The 19,820-nt window shown below is 45.3% G+C and carries 12 protein-coding genes and 4 pseudogenes; 8 read left to right on the plus strand and 8 right to left on the minus strand.

The window, feature by feature from the left end; translation table 11 throughout:
• Positions 1-203: 203 nt before the first annotated feature.
• Complete coding sequence (locus tag OCV19_RS23010) at positions 204-785, minus strand: porin family protein (RefSeq protein WP_065677701.1); 582 nt, start codon at positions 783-785, stop codon at positions 204-206.
• Between the two features lie 192 nt (positions 786-977).
• On the opposite strand from OCV19_RS23010, the gene OCV19_RS23015 reads away from it, so the two are divergent.
• Positions 978-1,517, plus strand: a complete 540-nt coding sequence (locus tag OCV19_RS23015) for a hydrolase (RefSeq protein WP_065677702.1) — start codon at positions 978-980, stop codon at positions 1,515-1,517.
• A gap of 53 nt (positions 1,518-1,570) precedes the next feature.
• Entirely contained in the window at positions 1,571-2,113 is a 543-nt protein-coding gene (locus tag OCV19_RS23020; RefSeq protein ID WP_065677703.1) for an AAA family ATPase, read from the plus strand.
• 27 nt (positions 2,114-2,140) lie between these two features.
• Here the strand turns inward: OCV19_RS23020 and OCV19_RS23025 are convergent, their stop codons facing one another.
• From OCV19_RS23025 to OCV19_RS23035, 3 genes are all read right to left on the minus strand, one after another.
• On the minus strand, positions 2,141-3,334 hold the full coding sequence (locus OCV19_RS23025) for an ISL3 family transposase (protein WP_261875704.1): 1,194 nt from the start codon (positions 3,332-3,334) through the stop codon (positions 2,141-2,143).
• Positions 3,335-3,536: 202 nt separating this feature from the next.
• Positions 3,537-4,400 (minus strand): MurR/RpiR family transcriptional regulator, encoded by an 864-nt coding sequence (locus OCV19_RS23030; protein ID WP_065677705.1) that lies wholly within the window; start codon positions 4,398-4,400, stop codon positions 3,537-3,539.
• Positions 4,401-4,517: 117 nt separating this feature from the next.
• Positions 4,518-5,792: an amino acid deaminase gene (locus OCV19_RS23035; protein WP_065677706.1), complete on the minus strand. Its 1,275-nt coding sequence runs from the start codon at positions 5,790-5,792 to the stop codon at positions 4,518-4,520.
• Between the two features lie 176 nt (positions 5,793-5,968).
• On the opposite strand from OCV19_RS23035, the gene OCV19_RS23040 reads away from it, so the two are divergent.
• Complete coding sequence (locus tag OCV19_RS23040) at positions 5,969-7,402, plus strand: N-acyl-D-amino-acid deacylase family protein (RefSeq protein WP_065677707.1); 1,434 nt, start codon at positions 5,969-5,971, stop codon at positions 7,400-7,402.
• 133 nt (positions 7,403-7,535) lie between these two features.
• Here OCV19_RS23040 and OCV19_RS23045 read toward each other — a convergent pair.
• From OCV19_RS23045 to OCV19_RS23055, 3 pseudogenes are all read right to left on the minus strand, one after another.
• Positions 7,536-7,682, minus strand: a pseudogene (locus OCV19_RS23045) (IS4 family transposase); the annotation flags it as partial.
• A gap of 10 nt (positions 7,683-7,692) precedes the next feature.
• Positions 7,693-8,956: pseudogene (locus OCV19_RS23050) on the minus strand (IS4 family transposase).
• 109 nt (positions 8,957-9,065) lie between these two features.
• Positions 9,066-10,195, minus strand: a pseudogene (locus tag OCV19_RS23055) (IS4 family transposase); the annotation flags it as partial.
• Between the two features lie 109 nt (positions 10,196-10,304).
• Here OCV19_RS23055 and OCV19_RS23060 point away from each other — a divergent pair.
• From OCV19_RS23060 to OCV19_RS23075, 4 genes and pseudogenes are all read left to right on the plus strand, one after another.
• Positions 10,305-11,684 (plus strand): annotated as a pseudogene (locus OCV19_RS23060) (sodium:solute symporter family protein); the annotation flags it as partial.
• A 92-nt stretch (positions 11,685-11,776) separates the two neighbouring features.
• A complete protein-coding gene (locus OCV19_RS23065; RefSeq protein ID WP_065677253.1) occupies positions 11,777-12,724 on the plus strand; it encodes a sugar kinase in 948 nt (315 codons plus the stop codon).
• 20 nt (positions 12,725-12,744) lie between these two features.
• Positions 12,745-13,374, plus strand: a complete 630-nt coding sequence (locus OCV19_RS23070; RefSeq protein ID WP_065677252.1) for a bifunctional 4-hydroxy-2-oxoglutarate aldolase/2-dehydro-3-deoxy-phosphogluconate aldolase — start codon at positions 12,745-12,747, stop codon at positions 13,372-13,374.
• A 108-nt stretch (positions 13,375-13,482) separates the two neighbouring features.
• Complete coding sequence (locus tag OCV19_RS23075; protein WP_065677251.1) at positions 13,483-15,933, plus strand: family 20 glycosylhydrolase; 2,451 nt, start codon at positions 13,483-13,485, stop codon at positions 15,931-15,933.
• A 119-nt stretch (positions 15,934-16,052) separates the two neighbouring features.
• Here the strand turns inward: OCV19_RS23075 and OCV19_RS23080 are convergent, their stop codons facing one another.
• Positions 16,053-18,116: an ATP-binding protein gene (locus OCV19_RS23080; protein WP_065677250.1), complete on the minus strand. Its 2,064-nt coding sequence runs from the start codon at positions 18,114-18,116 to the stop codon at positions 16,053-16,055.
• Positions 18,117-18,326: 210 nt separating this feature from the next.
• On the opposite strand from OCV19_RS23080, the gene OCV19_RS23085 reads away from it, so the two are divergent.
• Positions 18,327-19,667: a sigma-54-dependent transcriptional regulator gene (locus OCV19_RS23085; RefSeq protein ID WP_065677249.1), complete on the plus strand. Its 1,341-nt coding sequence runs from the start codon at positions 18,327-18,329 to the stop codon at positions 19,665-19,667.
• The last annotated feature ends 153 nt before the right edge of the window (positions 19,668-19,820 follow it).

The following is a 19,820-nucleotide window of genomic DNA, read 5'->3' on the forward strand; positions in this document are numbered from 1 at the left end:
TTATTTTAGTCTCGCTACCAAGAAAGCTCTAATATCAACGCATAAAGCTCAATAAGTGATGGTGAGCGATAAACCGGCTAAAGTGAAATGACGCGATAGGACGTGTAGAAACAAAAAATTCACTTTACTGAGTGACCTTCATGACAAGGTGGAACAGCAAAGTGAATTAGTATGTTCAGCTTATTCTATGTGGTTCAATCACATTAGAAGTTGTATGAACCACCGAAGCTAATGCTGTTGAATGCTAACGTGTGATCATCGTTTTTGAGTGACCCATTGCCAATAGAATAGTCATCGACACTTACTGCGTCTGCTTGCGAAATCAAGCGTAGCGTTAGGTGTTCGATTGGCGTGTATTCAACACCAACACCAAAGTGGAAACCTGTACCGCTGTCATCAGCGTAACCAGCACTCTTATTTGCGTTTAGGTCAACAGAGCTTAAACCAGCCAAAACGAATGGGCGGATTGTGTTGTCGAATGTGTAACCAAGATTTGCTGACAAAGAAACAGACGTCGGAGACAGCTTTTCAGCGCTATTTTTGTAGTTTGCGTAATCTGTGTAGCCAAGTTCAACACCTACGATACGGTTGAATTGGTAGCCGCCGTATAGGTTGTAGCCCATGCCATCTGAATCTAAGCTACCGTGACCGTCTGTGTCAGAATCTTGGTAGACACTAAGTCCGCCACCAATGTACGCACCGCCGTCAGTACCTGCTGCTAAAGCTGGAAGAGAAACTGCGCTGATTAACCCCAGTGCTAATGCTGATTTCGTTATCTTGTTCATCTTAGTTACTCACTCTTAAATGTCATGCCAGTATCAATAATTTTTATTTTGCGACCTTTCGACCGTTGGTGAGTATTATTCCGTAGTCTTGTATGTATTACTGTATGGTTTTGTAAGCTGAATCATTACATAGTAGAAAACATACACATCAGATTGCGTAATTAATCAGGCTGCCCAAAACAAGGAGTAAACATGCTAATGAAAAAAAAGACAGGTTTGGTGGTCGTGGATGTTCAGGGTAAGCTCGCACGCCTTGTTGATGAGAGCGAGACACTGATTGCTAACTGTGAAAAGCTGATTGAGGGAGCTCAGATTTTAGGTCTTCCTGTTGTTAGCTTGGAGCAGAACCCAGAGAAATTGGGGGCAACCGTTAGTGAGCTGAATGACCTATTGAGTAACTCTAAGCCGATACCTAAATTCACGTTTAACGCGTGTGATGAGCCCAAGTTTGTTGAGGCGGTTCAAACCAAGGATGTAGAGACTTGGTTGGTGTGTGGGATTGAGGCTCATATTTGTGTCTATCAAACCGCAATGGGGCTGTTGGAACTTGGGTACAAGGTTCAGGTAGTTGGCGACTGTGTTAGTTCGCGAACGGCACTCAACAAGGATCTAGCAATCCGTCGACTAACGGATGCTGGTATCCAAATCACAGGATTGGAAATGAGCTTATACGAGCTTGTGAAAGATTGCCGTGCACCAGAATTTAAGTCCATTCTGTCCTTGATTCGTTAACTTGGGTTTCGTTAAGGTCCGATTCGTTATTTTCCCCCTTTGAAGAGGTCTATTTGAACAATCTAATCGTATTTACCGGTGGGCCGGGATCTGGCAAAACCTCGGTCATCGATGCTTTGAAAAGTCAGGGTTATCGCTGCGCACCAGAAGTCGGGCGTAAAGTGATTCAACACCAAGTTGAGCAACAAGGTAGCGCTTTGCCGTGGTTAGATAAAGTGGCTTTTCGTGATGAGATGGAGCGAGAAGAGTTAGCCAATTACCAAGCATTTGAGGCAAGTGAGCAACTCATCTTCTTTGATAGAAGCATCGTGGATTCATACGGTTACAGCCTGTTAGAAACGCTGCCTATTCCAGAATCCTTGCTAAATAGCTGTAATGAGATCACATACAACAGTAAGGTATTTATCTTCCCGCCTTGGGATTCGATTTTCATCAATGATCAAGAACGTAAACAAGACTTCGGCGAAGCGATCGCCACCTACGAAAACATGGTGTCAGCCTATAATCAGTTTGGTTATCAGCTGGTGGAAGTACCTAAATTATCTGTTGAGGAACGAGTTGAGTTTATCTTAGCTTCAATTGACGCAGGCGAGTAATTCCCCGAAACCACAATTAAAAAAGGTTCATCGCGGCTTTCCGGGGAAGGCCGCTTTTATCTTCATAAAAAAGTAATCCGTATCTCGATACCCATAGCCCATTCTTTTGATTAACTTAATCTTGTTATTAATCCCTTCCAAGGTACATGTATTTAAGTGATATAAAGCTGAAGACACTATCCCATGAAGGTACGGTTTCAGCTTTCTAGCAAAGTTTATGAGTGGCTTTACTCCGCTTTCATGAACTTGTTGCCACCATATTTCCCAAAGGTCTCGGGCTTGTTTTTCCGATTCGCAGTACCAGAGTTCCTTGAGTTGAGCGCCAAGTAAATGGGTCACCATTAAGTCACGGTTAATCGCAAGTATTTCATCCAGATAGCTTTGTTGCTTGGTATTTAAATTCTCTCTATTTTTCAGTAGTACCCAGCGTGAGCGCTTGACCCAACGCCGTGCACTTTTGTCATCTTTAAGTTGGTTAGCTTGATCTACTCGAACTCTATCCATAACCTCTCGACCAAACTTAGCGACGACATGAAAGAGATCATAGACGATACGGGCATTTGAACAATGAGCTTGAACCTCTAGATCAAAAGCGGTGTTCATATCCATTGCCACAACTTCGATATTTTGTGCATGCTCTCCAAGCATCTCAAAGAAGGGGCGTATGTCTTTGCGACTTCTACCTAGACCAATCCAAAGTACTTGATGCGTTTGTGCATCTGCGATAACAGTGGCGTAACGATGGCCCTTGAATATGGCAAACTCATCCATGACCAGTTGACGCAAGCACCCCCAAGGAACCTCAGGTACGACACGCTTGAGACGTTGCTTGTCTATTTCTTTGATGGTGTGCCAGTGCACTCCAGTAAGCTCTGAAATGTGTTTGATGGGTAGCAATGGTAATAGATTATCAATGTAATCAATCAGCCGATTAGTGAGGCGAGAATATGGCTTAACCCAAGAAATAGACTCAGTCTTGATACCACAATTTGAACACTTGATGCGCCGAGTCTGAACGAGTAACTCAACGGGTGTGCCTAGCATCATCGCATCCTTAAGCGTTCTCCACTGAGTGTCATGGATAGAGGCAGAAACTTGACCACAAGAGCAGTATGCTGCGGTATCAGGAATTAAGGTGATAGAGATTAATGAGTCAGTTTTATAAGACTTTACGATCTGAAAGCCTTCCCAGAATGACGATAGGAAAGTATTATTCGGCATGAAAACGGTAGTTTGTGAAAGGTTGTGTTTGGCGATGTAACCTTACCACTAACTACCGTTTTTGTTTTCAGTTCCCGCTAATCTGCGAAGAACCTTAAAAAAGCCCCGCAGTATCGACTCAATTGAGTGAATACTGCGGGGCTTTTTTATTCAGATTTAGTTTGTGGTGTACTAGCGGCGAGAAGCTTGGTTTCGGTAACGTTTAATCGCCGAGAGGCTGTCGGTCGCCACCGCCTCGGTAGGAATCGAGCGCAACCTTTAAGCGACGCAGTTTATCGCGCGAACGGTTCTTGTGATTGACCGCCATGCCCATCGAAAGCACATCTACTAGAGCCAACATTGCGTAGCGAGAAGCCGATGGTTTGTAGATGAAGTCGGTTTCCATATGTTTGATTGGTAACAAGATATCCGCAATTTTTGCTAGCGGAGTGTCTTGTGGGGTAATAGCGATAATCTTAAGCCCGTATTGCTTGGCTAATTCGGCGGTTTCGGTGATCACTGGCGTAAAACCGGTCGCTGAAATCATCACCATCACGTCATTGGCATCGGCCGTGGCAGCAACCATACGTGACATCAAGCCATCGTTGTACGACACCACTGGGTAGCCCAAACGAAACAGTCTATGTTGCAGCTCTTGAGAAGCAATGGTTGAACCGCCGCCCATGCCGATAGCAATGATCTGTCTGGCGTTATGCAGCCAGCTCACCGCAGTTTCAACGTCTTGCTCTTTGAACAGAGTTCGGTTGATGTCTAGGCTCTGCTTGATCGATTCGTAGATACCTTGATAGCCCGTTTGGTCAACAGGTTCGAGGATAAAGCGCTGGCCAACGGTTAGCGTCTGAGCCAACTTAATCTTCATATCACGTACGTTGCTGCAACCGATCGCTTTAGCAAAGCGTGTGATGGTGGCTTCGCTCACTTGAGCACCTTCAGCAAGTTCTGTAATGCTGGCATTGGCAGCAAAATCAATGTCGTCCATGATCAGCTTGGCGACTTTCTTTTCTGCATCACGAAGAACAGGAAAACGCTCTGTTATCTGTGAAATGATATCTACTTCTAAACTCAAGAATCCTGATCCTTTGTTGATGGGGCTATTTGCTAATACCTAGTCATTGGTCGCTAAAGCTTAGCCCCGTTAGTATATCTTATTGTTTCGCTGATTCTAGCTTATCGAGAATTCGATTTAGAAACAGGTTTCCACCCAGTTTGTTACCTGATGGTCGTCATCGCTGATGGCAATGTAGCGCCATTTGTCGAAGGTTAAACACGGATGTGAGGTAGAGAACGCAATCATGTCGCCCACTTCAATCTCAGAAGAACCGTCAGTTTCAACAAAGGTATGCTGATCCATCACAGCAGTAGCTGTCAGCCCTTTTACTGAGATAGCTTCGCCATTGCGATAGCCACGCTCAGCAATCGGTAAACCCGCATCAAAGGCCACATCACGCTTGCCTAGCCCAACCACTAACTTTGTTGGCTCCGGACGAGAGATTACATACGCCCATACCTCAAGTGCCGATTCTAAATCACCACCTAATTCGCACGCGTAACCTTGGTTTACTTGGGCGCGTTGCAACACCTTGCTTTGTGCGTCTAGGTAAATGCCTGTGTCGTGAATCGCGTAACAGCCCGGGCGGATGATCGCCAAGTAATCGGTTAGGTTCGCCAAACATTCTGCAACCACGTCATACCAAGCTGAGCCTGCGCCAGTGATAATAGGTTGCCCTGCAATTAGGCCATCTGATGTCAGGCTTTCGACCGAAGTGAGCGCCTGATTTAAGAAGGTGCGAATGTCTTGCTCGGCATTGTCGCCATGAATCACACCCTCGTATACCTCAATACCCGCTAGCGAAAGCGCAGGTGTGTCTTGTATGGTTTGAGCCAGTTCTAGAACTTCTTGTGGTGAACGACAACCACAGCGACCGCCCGGTACACCAAATTCGATCAGTACTTTTAGTGTCTGTTTTGTATTAGAGAAATATTGGTTAAGTTGCTGCACGTTTACCGAAGAATCCACACAACAGTAAAAGTCGATATCAAACTCACTGATCAGCTGTTCAACGATCGCCATGTTGGTTTTACCCACCAATTGGTTGGCCATGATGATTCGTTTTGCACCCGCCATAGCGGCAACTTCTGCCTGTGCAGGCGTTGCTACTGTAATACCCCAAGCGCCATTTTCTAGCTGTTGGCGGAAAAAATCAGGTGTCATTGATGTTTTGCCATGTGGTGACAATTTAACCTGATGATGATCAGCGAATGATTGCATCCAATTCAGGTTATTGGTTAATGCCGATTGTTTGATAACTGCGACCGGAAGTGAAACATCTTCATCAACCAGTCGGTAAATACCGTTCTCAGATTGTGATATTGCTCTCCCTTTTTGGCCTTTTTCAGTCAAGACAAAACTATCGTTTTGATACTTTATAAGATCTTTATGTGCAGGGTTATGTTTCATTGCTGATTCCTAACATGATTTAAGTTGTTGTTATTTAATGTTTAAATATATCCACAATCTGTTTTGTGGTAGAAACTATCACACAATTTAAAATATTATGTGTGTTTTGTCACTGAAAACAATCGGCCAAATTTTTAAGATAGCTCCATCAACACAGTGGATTGAGAGAGTGAAAAATGTTGTTCGATACGATAATTAAAAATGTAGAGGTGTTTGATGGCACCGGCGAACAATCGTTTTGTGCCGATGTAGCAATCCGAGATGGAAAAATCGCCGAAATTGGTCAAATCGATCATGAAGATTGTGGCCAATTGGTTGAGGGAGCAGGCTTAGCATTGGCTCCTGGTTTTATCGATGTACATACACATGACGATACCAATGTAATTCGTTACCCAGACTGCCTACCTAAGATCAGTCAAGGTGTCACAACCGTGATTGTTGGTAACTGTGGTATCAGCGCATCACCAACCGTTTTGGCTGACGATCCACCTGACCCAATGAATCTTTTAGGCGCACAAGCTGACTTTAAATACCCAACTTTCGCCGCGTATGCACAAGCGGTAGAGCAAGCTCAACCCGCAGTAAACGTAGCAGCATTGGTCGGCCATACGACATTGCGTAACCAAGTGATGGACGACCTGCAACGTACTGCAAGCGAAGACGAAATCGCAGCGATGCAAACCAACCTTGATTTAGCGATGACGCAAGGTGCATTAGGTTTGAGTTCAGGTCTGGCTTACGCAAGTGCGAAACAAGCGAATGCCAACGAAGTGATGCAGTTAGCAAAGGTACTGTCTAGCCACGGCGGCATCTATACCACGCATATGCGTACCGAATTTGAAGAGATCTTAAGCGCGATGGAAGAGGCGTTTGAGACAGGACAATACGCGAAAGTGCCAGTTGTCATCTCTCACCTTAAATGTGCAGGTGCGGGCAACTGGGGCAGAACCGTTGAAGTACTTGATTTGATGGACAAGGTTTCTGAGCACCAAGATGTGTCTTGTGATTGCTACCCATATTCAGCGAGCTCTTCAACACTGGATTTGAAACAGGTGACGGATGATTTCGACATCTTCATCACTTGGTCTGAAGCAAAGCCAGAACATGCAGGAAAAACGCTTAAGCAGATTGCTGATCAAATGAATCTACCTCTGATGGATGCGGCGAAAGCACTTCAACCAGCAGGTGCGGTTTATCACTGTATGGATGAGAACGACGTAAAGCGCGTATTGAAATACAAGCTGACCATGGTCGGTTCTGATGGTTTACCAAATGACCCGCATCCACACCCAAGACTGTGGGGCACCTTTCCGAAAGTCTTAGGTCACTACTGCCGAGATGAAAAACTGTTCTCGTTGCCAGAAGCGATTCACAAGATGACCGGAATGTCGGCAGAGCGTTACAACTTAGCGGGCCGAGGCGAAGTTCGCTGCGGTGCATTTGCCGATTTAGTTTTATTTGATCCAAAGAATATTAAAGACACAGCAACATTTGAAAATCCTATTTCAGTTGCTGAGGGAATAGAAAGTGTATTTGTAAATGGTGAGTTAACTTACCAGCAAGGAAAAGTGAAAAATAATCGTTCAGGCGTTTTTATTTACCGAAACTAGATTCTAATTATCAAATTAAATTTACGGTAAATATAAAAACGACGAATTAATTTAAATATATTGGAACAGAACCAATATTATCTATAAAGAAGTGGAGTTAAAAAATGACTATTAAACGTTCATAGACTGAACCTTAAGCATTAAGACCAGCATAAATCCCGTCTAACGTGATGTTTTTCTTTGACTTCCTCTGGGCGGACTTTTGTGCGTTCTTAAATATATAGCTAGAGGCCCATTCCAGTTTATTACCTATTTCTGACCATGCCTTGTGGCTGATCATAGACTGAACCTTAAGCATTAAGACCAGCATAAATCCCGTCTAACGTGATGTTTTTCTTTGACTTCCTCTGGGCGGACTTTTGTGCGTTCTTAAATATATAGCTAGAGGCCCATTCCAGTTTATTGCCTATTTCTGACCATGCCTTGTGGCTGATACATTCAAATATGGGCAACAGCCACACATCCACATTTTTTGCCGCCTTAAACAGCGAGACCGATGGCATTATCTGAAGCGCAGTACTGCGCCTGATGATCAGCGAGAGTAACTGGCCCAGATAAGCCCATCAACGATGGCCTTTTGTGCGGTGACAAATCGTTGCCAGTTTGTGTGAGATTTTAATTCTTTAAAAAGCAACTCCACCTGCCATCGACAGCGGTAGATCGCCATTATGTCATCAGCAGTATAGGTACCTGAAGGCAAGTTAGTTAACCAAATACAGAATCGCTTTTCTTCGGCAAACCAACGTCTTACCACTCTAAATTCTTGCTTACCACTACGAACTTTAAGGTCGAGTACCTGTGAGCGATTAGTACCTCGAGTGATGTCTTTGAGCTTCTTTCCTTCTAGTTTAGATAAATGCCGGCCCTGACCGTTTCTCGCTTCTATAACATGAGGATTCAGGGACTTTGCTCCTCGAAAATATAGAAACCACCATACAGTTCAAGCTCAGTAAAGAATTGGAAGTCAGGGTACCCTGCGTCAGCCAACAACAATTTGTTACTCATTGTTTTGGGGCGGGCAAAAGTCTCTTTCTGATGCTGTATCAGCGCTGATGCTCATTGCGACTGGAGAAAAGCTTTTTAAAGACATTGTCATATGGCATTCAACTGCGGCTGGATTGCGTTTAAATCGGCTCGGGTAAACGTTCGAAAGGTCACGATGAATGTGGAAAGAGCTACCATCTTGAAGCAGCACATCATCAAAGGTGGCGAGTTTATCTGGTAGGTTGGCACTCTGCTGGCGAGCAAACTGAGCTATCGCTCGCATGGCCAATTGGCGCATGAATATCGGAAATTCTTCTTTCTTAACTGGTTATGGTAGGGCTTATAAGCCACAGTATCTTTAGCGCTTAAGCACATCCCATTGAATTGCCTTAGTAAATCGGCAATAGATGAGCAGTTTCCTTTGCTCAAAGCGGCCACTAGGCTTACTACTAGCTGGTCGGGTAAGATAGCCCGACATCGCTTCATAAGTCCTGTATTTTTCGCCATTTTTTGAAGGCTATCAGCATTAAAGAATTGCTTAAACTGCTTTTGTAGGGAGATAATCGTCATCGGCTTCACGGTTGATATGGGTGGTTTGTTTGGCGACGATTATCTGATCATAAATGAAGCCTTTTTTCTATCTAAATAAATAGCTTAGAGCTTAAGATCCTGTCTATGTGTGGCTGATACATTCAAATATGGGCAACAGCCACACATCCACATTTTTTGCCGCCTTAAACAGCGAGACCGATGGCATTATCTGAAGCGCAGTACTGCGCCTGATGATCAGCGAGAGTAAACTGGCCCAGATAAGCCCATCAACGATGGCCTTTTGTGCGGTGACAAATCGTTGCCAGTTTGTGTGAGATTTTAATTCTTTAAAAAGCAACTCCACCTGCCATCGACAGCGGTAGATCGCCATTATGTCATCAGCAGTATAGGTACCTGAAGGCAAGTTAGTTAACCAAATACAGAATCGCTTTTCTTCTGCAAACCAACGTCTTACCACTCTAAATTCTTGCTTACCACTACGAACTTTAAGGTCGAGTACCTGTGAGCGATTAGTACCTCGAGTGATGTCTTTGAGCTTCTTTCCTTCTAGTTTAGATAAATGCCGGCCCTGACCGTTTCTCGCTTCTATAACATGAGGATTCAGGGACTTTGCTCCTCGAAAATATAGAAACCACCATACAGTTCAAGCTCAGTAAAGAATTGGAAGTCAGGGTACCCTGCGTCAGCCAACAACAATTTGTTACTCATTGTTTTGGGGCGGGCAAAAGTCTCTTTCTGATGCTGTATCAGCGCTGATGCTCATTGCGACTGGAGAAAAGCTTTTTAAAGACATTGTCATATGGCATTCAACTGCGGCTGGATTGCGTTTAAATCGGCTCGGGTAAACGTTCGAAAGGTCACGATGAATGTGGAAAGAGCTACCATCTTGAAGCAGCACATCATCAAAGGTGGCGAGTTTATCTGGTAGGTTGGCACTCTGCTGGCGAGCAAACTGAGCTATCGCTCGCATGGCCAATTGGCGCATGAATATCGGAAATTCTTCTTTCTTAACTGGTTATGGTAGGGCTTATAAGCCACAGTATCTTTAGCGCTTAAGCACATCCCATTGAATTGCCTTAGTAAATCGGCAATAGATGAGCAGTTTCCTTTGCTCAAAGCGGCCACTAGGCTTACTACTAGCTGGTCGGGTAAGATAGCCCGACATCGCTTCATAAGTCCTGTACTTTTCGCCATTTTTTGAAGGCTATCAGCATTAAAGAATTGCTTAAACTGCTTTTGTAGGGAGATAATCGTCATCGGCTTCACGGTTGATATGGGTGGTTTGTTTGGCGACGATTATCTGATCATAAATGAAGCCTTTTTTCTATCTAAATAAATAGCTTAGAGCTTAAGATCCTGTCTATGAGTATTGGGTACAACCGTCGCGACTATGGTCGGTACGGGCTCAAGTATGGGTGCGGTTGGCTTCGGCTACGCGAATGGTTGGGCTGGTGCTCTGTACGGCATTGGCGGTGCTATCGGCATCCTATTGCTAGCCCTTTGGTTTGCTCCGGTTCGTAAACTGAACTTCATGACCATGAGTGAAGAGCTGGCTTACTATGTTGGCGCTAACCGAATCGTGAAAAACGTGGTTGGTCTGCTTATCTTTATCGCGTCAATCGGTTGGTTGGGTGCGCACATTCTAGGTGGCGGCATGTACCTAGCGTGGATTGCTGACATCGACCTTAACCTTGCGAAAATCATTATTGCTGCGGCATTCACTATCTACGTGGTGATCGGTGGCTACACAGCGGTTGTTTGGACCGATACTATCCAAGCTATCATCCTTTTTGCTGGCTTCATCTTGATGGCGGTTATGTCTGTGGATCACATCGGTGGCATGGATAACCTTTACGCTGCGATGGACCCTGCTGCTACAAGCTTTTTAGCAATCGATAAACTGGGCATTCTGCCTGCTGTGTCTCTGGCTGTAGTTATCGGTGTGGGTGTACTGGCGACGCCTTCATTCCGTCAACGTATCTACTCAGGCAAAGACGTTAAAACCATTCGTCGCTCATTTGTGGCATCGGGTGTGTTGTACCTTTTCTTCTCAATCATCCCAGCAATCATTGGTATGGCTGCACACGCAATCGACCCATCATTGGATAACCCGAACTATTCGTTCCCTTACGTAGCTGCAACGGTTCTTCCTGTTGGCGTTGGCATGATTGTTCTTATCGCGGGTCTTTCTGCAACCATGTCGAGCGCAAGCTCCGATGCGATTGCGGGCGTGTCTATCCTACTGCGTGACGTCTACGTGATGTTCACAGGCCGCGTACCAAACAAAGAATCAATGCTGAACTACTCTCGCTTGGCACTGATTGTGGTGATTGGTTTTGCATTGCTGTTCGCGCTGACGTCGAACGACATCATTGGCTACATCACTAAGATGATTTCAACGGTAATGTCGGGCATGTTCGTGTGCGGTATGTTGGGTAAATTCTGGAAACGCTACAACTGGCAGGGTGCGCTTGCAACGCTAGCAGGTGCTTCTGTGGCTTCATTCGTAGTGATGCTAAACGCTGATTACACAGCCTTCTGGGGCAACCCTGTGATTCCTTCATGTCTGTTTGCTCTAGCAGCAGGTGTGGCTGTGAGCCTATGTACTCCGGCTAACCAAGTAACACCAGAAATGGCGAAAGCGATTCTTGATGATGAACGCGCTCTGATGGAGATGGAAATGTCTGATTCAGGTGTAATTGAAGAAGACGCGGCACCTCAACGCCCTGCTAATCAAACAAGCTAAATCTAGTCTCCACAACTGGTTTGCTTAATTCAGGCCCTGCTTAACGATAGGGCCTTTTCTAAAGTCAATTATCTCTATTTTTAGGAACGGCTATGTCGGCATCTTCCCTGTTCAATATTGCTTTCTTCGGCGAATGTATGGTCGAAATAAGCGGCTCTCCATTAACTAAAAAATTTGGCGGTGACACGCTCAATACCGCGCTTTACCTTTCTCGCTTAACCCAACATCAAAACCTCTCTGTTCATTACGCTACAGGTCTTGGTAGCGATGAACTGTCTCAGAATATGATTGATAGTTGGCAGCTAGAAGGTATTCAAACCAATTTCGTTGAACGTATCCCAAACAAGTTGCCCGGTTTATACATGGTAGAAACCGACGAAACGGGTGAGCGACATTTCCATTACTGGCGCAACGACGCGGCAGTAAAGTTCTATTTTCAAATCGATAACTTAAACAAGCTTGAAATCGCTCTGAAAGAGAAGCATGTAGACGCGATTTACATCAGCGGTATTAGTATCGCGATCTTGGATGATGCCTCTCGTGAGCGCTTATTCAAAGCCATTAGCGTGTTCTCAAATCAAGGCGGCAAGGTGATTTTCGATAACAACTATCGCCCACAACTTTGGAGCACCGAGCAAGCTCAACACTGGTATGCCAAGTTACTGCCATTGGTAGACATCGCACTGATTACCGAAGACGACGACCTGCTTGTGTGGGGCAACTCAGAAAGCGTTCAACAACGTTGCCTTCGTATGGGGTGCCACGAGATCGTCATCAAACGTGGCTGCGAGCCATGCAAAATTGTTCAAGTTGAACAAGGCAATGTTGTTGAGAACTATGTGTCAGCGACTCGTGTTTCTAATGTGGTCGACACCTGTGCTGCAGGCGACTCATTCGCTGCGGGCTATTTAGCTGCGCGTCTTACTGGCGAGAGCGCCACCGACGCAGCCGAACTTGGCCACCAACTGGCTTCAATCGTTATTCAATACTCTGGCGCCATCATCCCCGTGAGCGCTATGAGCCAACTGATTAAAGAATAAAATTAAAAAGCGGAATTATTATGTCTCAAGAAATGATCAACACACTTAAGCAATTCAAAGTTATCCCTGTTATCCAAATCAATAAGGTGGAACACGCGATTCCACTGGCAAAAGTGTTAGTAGAAAATGGCCTACCCGTTGCTGAAGTAACATTCCGCACTGAAGCGGCAGCAGACGCGATTCGTGCGATGCGCGATGCGTATCCAGAGATGTGTATCGGTGCTGGCACAGTATTAACGCCAGCACAGATCGACCTTGCGAAAGAGTCAGGCAGTGAGTTCATCGTGGCTCCGGGCCTAAACCCAAACACCGTAAAGCGTTGCCAAGAAATCGGTATGCCAATCGTTCCGGGCGTAAACAATCCAAGCCAAGTCGAGCAAGCGCTAGAGCTTGGCCTTAACTTCTTGAAGTTCTTCCCTGCGGAAGCGTCTGGTGGCATCAACATGGTGAAATCTCTGCTAGCGCCATACGTTGATGTGTCTTTAATGCCAACGGGCGGTATCGGCAAACACAACGTTAATGACTACCTAGCCGTGGATCGCGTGGTGTGTTGTGGTGGTACTTGGATGGTATCTCCGAAGATGATCGAGAACGAACAGTGGGACGAGATCGCGGAGTTAGTTCGAGAAGCGGTCGCTCTTGTGAGCTAACGAGAAGCGTTTGGAATAAAGATAAACAACAGCAGTGGCTGATGGTTCTGTTTTGTGAATCGCCTCCGATAAACAAAACAGAACCATATTTATATAGGAAATCTAATAATGAAAAAAACTATATTATCCCTATTGATTTCAGGTTCAGTAGTGTCCCCAATGGCGTTAGCAATGGCTCCAAATACCGATCTAAATTTAATGCCGTACCCGCAAACAGTCGAGCTGAAAGCTGGGCAAGTTAAGGTCGACGGTAACTTCAAGGTTTACATCAAAGGCTTTAACTCTGACCGTGTTGAATACACGGCGAAACGCTTTATTGACCGTCTTGAGCGCCAAACTGGCGTGCCGATCCTGAACTGGCAGGTAGATAGCGCCGACCAAGCGAACCTGATCATTGATATCGACGCGGCACCAAAATCTGAAGTACAAAACATTGATTCTGTGGAGTCCTACAAAATTACCACTCAGGGTGATCAAATAACGCTGAGTTCACCAAGCCCATACGGCACAATTCACGGCATCGAAACCCTTTTGCAGCTCGTTGAAACGACAGCGACTGGCTACCACATTCCTGCTGTCACGATTGTCGATGAGCCTCGCTTCCGCTGGCGTGGTGTCTCTTACGATACTTCACGTCACTTCATTGAATTCGATGTGTTGATTCGTCAGTTAGATGCGATGGCGTCGGCGAAGATGAACGTGTTCCATTGGCACTTCTGGGACGACCAAGGCATTCGTATTCAAACCGAATCATGGCCGCGTCTGTGGTCTGAAACCGCTGATGGTAATTACTACACCAAAGACCAAGTTCGCTACCTAGTTGAATACGCGCGTAACCTTGGTATTCGTGTGATTCCAGAGGTGTCTCTTCCGGGTCACTCTTCTGCGGTGGCTCACGCTTACCCGCGTTTGATGTCGGGCGGTGAAGGGCAAAACTACGAGCAAGAAAGAGGCTGGGGCGTGTTTGAACCATTAATGGACCCATTGAATCCAGAGCTCTATGAAATGCTGGGCGACGTATTTGATGAAGTGACCGAGCTGTTCCCAGACGAGTATTTCCACATCGGTGGCGATGAGCCGAACTATGCGCAGTGGAAAAACAGCGAAAAGCACCAACAGTTCATTGAAGAGAATAATATCGATGGTGAGCGTGGCCTGCAGTCTTACCTCAATGTAAAAGTTGAGAAGATGCTCGAAGATCGCGGTAAGAAGATGACGGGTTGGGATGAGATTTGGCATAAAGATCTGCCGACTTCGATCGTGATTCAAAGCTGGCAAGGGCATGACAGCATTGGCCGTGCGGCAAAAGAGGGCTACCCAGGTATTCTTTCTACCGGTTACTACCTAGACCAACCTCAGCCGACTAGCTATCACTATCGCAATGATCCAATGCCAAGTGGCATCACGGTTGACGATAAGCTGCACATTGGCGAAAAATTCGTGACTTACCAATGGCAGAAACCTCGTTCTAAAGGCAGCCCACGTAAGGGAACGCTGACTATCATTGAAGCGAAAGACGGTACTTTCCGTGCGTTTAGTGATTACAACGGTAAGTCTCGCGAAGAGATCTACATCCTTGATTATGTGCCGGGTAAAACCTTTGTTGGTCACTTTGATAACTTCATGTCGTACACCGAGTTCAACCTAAACTTGAATCAAAAGGGTTTTGCCGAAGGCAGTTACCAATTGGTCGGTAATGTGCGTTGGCCAACTACAGGTGAAGTGATTGCGAGCAGTGATGTTGAAGGCAGCGTGATTCCTGAACCAAATGGCGGTTACCCTGCGGAGCTAACCGACAAAGAAAAAGAGCTGATGTTAGGTGGCGAGATCACCATGTGGCTAGAGAACAAAGACAGCCTCACTGTAGAAAACTACCTATGGCCGCGTAGTTATGCGATTGCAGAGCGTTTCTGGTCTGATGCAGAGCTGACTGACGAGCGCAGCATGTACAAACGTATGAAAGCGATGGATACATGGTCTGAAGTGTCTGTTGGACTTCGTCATCATGCGGATGCTGACATGTTGTTAAAACGCATTGCCAAAGGGCAGGATATCCACGACCTGCGCGTGCTTGCCAAGTACACCGAGCCAGCACAGTACTATGCACGTAACTGGGAGAAGTGGAACTCAACTGAACCTAAGGGCACTTTATACAGCCAATATGAGCGTCTAAACCGCTTTGTTGATGCACTGCCAGTCGAAAGCTACGCCGTGTATGAGATGCAAGATTTGGTCAACGAAGTCGCGACCGGAAATCAACAAGCATTGGATCAGCTTACTGAGCATTATCAGCAAGCAAAATCAGCTGCACTTGCCGCAGAGACTGTCTTCGCTGGTAACGTATCTTCGGTCGATACCGTGGTGGTTGCAGAGAAAACGGCGGAAGTCGCAGATTTGGCGTTAACCTTGATTGCTAAAGCACAAACAGGCGAGAAAGTAAGAGAAGCCGACGTGAATGCCTATCAAGCGATACTGTCTGATTCGGCGAAGATCTACGATGAATCGATCGTCGCGATTGTTCGCCCTACAGAGTTACTGTTAAAGCAGCTAGCTGAGTAAGTCGCTAACTGATTAGCTGATAAGTTAAACGCCAATAAGTGAATCCAAACCGCCCTCTGTGGGCGGTTTTTTAGTTCTGTCTTCTTTATGAGGTGCGATTTTATGCTTTTTGTTAGTAACTACTCACTATCTATATTCTTCAGCGTTAACGTGAATGTCATGCCTTGGTCTGGGTTGTTCTTTGCTATCAAGGTGCCTTGCATATCCCGTACATTGTTTGCTGTGATGGCCAAGCCGAGACCCAAACCTTCGCCCATCTTTTTGTTGGTATGGAAGGGTTCGAAAATGGTTTCGAGTTGGTCTTCTGATACGCCACAGCCATTATCTTGCACTTTGATGATCACGCGTTGTTGATCGGTATGTGCGCTGATAACAATGGTCGCGGGTGTTTGATTTTGAGTGGCGTCTATTGCGTTTCGAATTAGGTTTCCAAGAACTTGGCTTAGCCTGGCTTCTTCACCCATCACCATAGAAATATTGGAGGCGATTCGTACTCGAATATCGACGTTTTCGAGATCGGCTTGGTGAATGCGTAGGGTTTCTTGCAGTGCGTCTGTCAGTGACACTGGGTATGGTTTTTCAAGTCTTTTAAAGGCGAATGACTTCAATTGGCTGGTCATGTTTGCCATTCGGTCGATAAGACTCATCACGAGATCCATGTTCGCTTTCAACATCTTGGTCTCGCCTCGTTCCATCAGTAATTGATTACTTGAAAGCAGAGTTTTTAGTCCTGTCAGTGGCTGGTTAAGTTCATGAGTGATCGCACTCGACATCCGCCCTAGTGCGGCAAGTTTGCTTGATTCAACCAGTTCTTGTTGTGCGTCTTTCAGGTCTTGTGTTCGCTCTTCTACACGTAGTTGAAGCGTTTTATTAGCATTTTGCACTGCAATTTCTGCTTTTTTACGCTTACTAATATCGATCACGGTACACAGATAATAAGTGGTCGCATGCCAAGGAAAGGCACTTATAGAGAACAGTACCGGAAAGTAGCTACCATCGCTGCGCCTTGCCATAGTTTCGACGCTGGTGATCTCGGCCAGCTCTTGATGCTGCTCTAAGTTTTTGAGCAGTTGCAAGGTGGTTGAATTTGGATTGCCTGCCTCAAATAACTGCCAAGCTTTGATGTTACTGATCATTGAATCGGATAGTGAGAAGTAGTTCTTGGCCATGAGATTAATATCATGGATATGACCATGTTTGTCGATCAGCACTAGCCCAACGTGCGTTTTATTGATCATCCCAGACAGACGCTTTTCCGACTCTTCGATGAGTTTTTGTATTCGTAAATTGCTGAGCTTTTTCTGACGTCTTTGATAAAGAATAACTAGCAATAACAGAATGAACAGACAACCTACTGCGACGCTCCAACTTATCCAACTTGTGGTTTGGTTTAGGCTGGTTAACGGCGTTAGGTAGGTTAAGCGCCAATTCAGGTCGTCTAACTTTATGGATTGAATAAGGTAATCTTTATCTTTCAGTCGCCATACGCGAATGTGGGTTTGGTCATATAGCTCACGCTTTGTAGCGAGCGGTTGTGAAGTGAAATTTTCATTGAACCAATCTGCATTCAATCGGTGATCACTCGATAGAAAAAACTGATCGCGAGGGTTTTGAAACAAGATGGCTTCACCATCGGCAAACCATTGGTCGATCAGTAATGATAAATCAATTTGTACTGCAACAATGCCTACCACATCGGATGCTCGATAAACGGGTGCAGCAATAAAATAATCGGGTGTGACGCCTTTATTTTTGGTTACTAGGGAGATCGCACCGCCTTGCTGGTGGATCTTAGAGACAATCGTGCTGGCGTTCTTTTTACTCAGTTTGCTTCTTTCAACACTCGATACCAACAAATCACCTTCGCCAGAAAGTAGATACCAACCTTTGGTATTAGCGGCTTTATCCAATTGAATCAGTTGTTTCTTGATGCGTTTTTCGAGTCGTTGTTCACCATCGATAAAACGAACCGTGGTTTCATCATTGGTGACTAGATAAGGCAGATAATAGAAACGCTTAAGGGTTCGCCTTGCTTCGGCAATGTAGCCAAGGAAGCGCTGCTCGGCATAGCGTTGGGCTTGTTCAAGCTTCCACTGGCTGATGCCATTTTTGGTGGTGACCTGCACCAATCCAATCAATAAACAGGCACATAGGAATAACCAATATCGATTGTTACTAACCATTCTTGATTAAATCCTTTTAAAAATTAATAAGTTGTAATTTTTCGTCGTTTTGTTATTTGGAAGGTAAAGTGTGGGACAAATCGAAGCTAACAAACATTATTAAACTGTTAAAGGAGTGTTATTCAAAGTGGGAGCTAGCTCCTTTTCGTCTGCGGCTTTTTTACATACCGTGGATGACACTAATCAGATGTAGAGCGGCGGAACCAAACTATGCAGCGTATTGCTTTAATTGAAGATGACGCGATTGTGCGTCAAGCAACCAGCCAATGGTTGCAGTTGGCGGGCTTCGATGTCACCGCATTTGAAGTAGGACAAGATGCGTTAAATGCCGTAGAGCAGGGTGATTTTCAAACCATTATCACCGATGTTCGTTTACCTGATATAGACGGTGTCGAATTGCTTACGCGATTTAAGCAGTTAGTGCCAGAGGTGCCTGTTATTTTGATTACTGGACATGGCGATGTCGACATGGCGGTAAAAGCCTTACAACAAGGTGCCTATGACTTTATTGAGAAGCCATTCGATCCAGACCGTTTATCTCAAACGGTCTCGGAAGCGGTTGAAAAACATCAAAGTGGCCAAGACAGAAACAGTCGTCAGAACTATCTGGATAACCTTAAGGGCATTGAACAGGTGCTGATCGGTCGCAGTAAAGTGATGTGTGAATTGCGAGAGCAAATCCAAAAAGTCGCTTCGATTGATACCAACGTGATCATTTATGGTGAAACCGGCTGTGGGAAAGAGCTAGTCGCCTCTTGCTTGCATGAATTCAGTCAGCGAAAACCTCATCCTTTTGTGCCGCTCAACTGTGGTGCGATTCCAGAAAATCTATTTGAAAGCGAGCTGTTTGGTCATGAAGCCGGGGCATTTACTGGTGCTGCTAAGAGGCGTATTGGTAAGCTTGAATTTGCCGACAAAGGTACGGTCTTTCTTGACGAAATAGAGAGTATGCCGTTGTCGATGCAAGTCAAAGTGCTACGTACTTTACAAGACAATGTTGTTGAGCGTGTCGGTGGTAATCAACAGCAACATGTTGATTTAAGAATAGTTTCAGCTTCGAAATGCGACCTTTTAAATCATCCTGACTTTCGCCAAGATCTTTTCTATCGTTTGAACGTTGCTCAACTGCATTTACCTCCCCTTAGTGAACGAGAAGACGATGTTCTTATCCTTTTTGAACACTTCACTCAAGAAGCGAACAGCGAAACCCGAGCGGCCAGTGAGGCTGATCGCTATGCCTTGTTGTCGTATGCATGGCCGGGCAATGTGCGTGAACTGCGTAATGTTGCGATTCGTTTTGCGCTGGATGAAAGCCTGACCGTTGGGGATATTTTGGCGTGTCGTCCTAATTCTGTCACAGAGTCCACAACGGCAGGCATCCCGTTGGCGGTTCAAGTACAGAGTTTTGAACGGAAAGTGATTCATGACGCGCTAGTGCGTTATCAGGGGCGCATCAATGACGTGATGCAAGATTTGGATTTACCTCGTCGAACATTGAACCAAAAGATGGTGCGTTATGCGTTGAACCGAAGCGATTATGTCGATTCGTAATTGATGATGAGATTAGAGAGGCTGTCTGAATCAATGAGCAATAAATGGCTCATTGCATATTTATCAATTTACATACATTGATCACATAAGTGCAACATGGTGTGACTTGCTTCCCGATCTACAGGTGTTAATTCCGGTAGCCGATAAGCAAAA

Source organism: Vibrio celticus (assembly GCF_024347335.1).
GTDB lineage: Bacteria > Pseudomonadota > Gammaproteobacteria > Enterobacterales > Vibrionaceae > Vibrio > Vibrio celticus.

Excerpts from the sequence above, each read along its gene's own strand:
- OCV19_RS23025 (WP_261875704.1), bottom strand. The coding sequence starts at position 3,334 with ATGCCGAATAATACTTTCCTATCGTCATTCTGGGAAGGCTTTCAGATC.
- OCV19_RS23015 (WP_065677702.1), top strand. The coding sequence starts at position 978 with ATGCTAATGAAAAAAAAGACAGGTTTGGTGGTCGTGGATGTTCAGGGT.
- OCV19_RS23080 (WP_065677250.1), bottom strand. The coding sequence starts at position 18,116 with ATGGTTAGTAACAATCGATATTGGTTATTCCTATGTGCCTGTTTATTG.
- OCV19_RS23040 (WP_065677707.1), top strand. The coding sequence starts at position 5,969 with ATGTTGTTCGATACGATAATTAAAAATGTAGAGGTGTTTGATGGCACC.
- OCV19_RS23010 (WP_065677701.1), bottom strand. The coding sequence starts at position 785 with ATGAACAAGATAACGAAATCAGCATTAGCACTGGGGTTAATCAGCGCA.
- OCV19_RS23085 (WP_065677249.1), top strand. The coding sequence starts at position 18,327 with ATGCAGCGTATTGCTTTAATTGAAGATGACGCGATTGTGCGTCAAGCA.
- OCV19_RS23070 (WP_065677252.1), top strand. The coding sequence starts at position 12,745 with ATGTCTCAAGAAATGATCAACACACTTAAGCAATTCAAAGTTATCCCT.
- OCV19_RS23065 (WP_065677253.1), top strand. The coding sequence starts at position 11,777 with ATGTCGGCATCTTCCCTGTTCAATATTGCTTTCTTCGGCGAATGTATG.
- OCV19_RS23035 (WP_065677706.1), bottom strand. The coding sequence starts at position 5,792 with ATGAAACATAACCCTGCACATAAAGATCTTATAAAGTATCAAAACGAT.
- OCV19_RS23075 (WP_065677251.1), top strand. The coding sequence starts at position 13,483 with ATGAAAAAAACTATATTATCCCTATTGATTTCAGGTTCAGTAGTGTCC.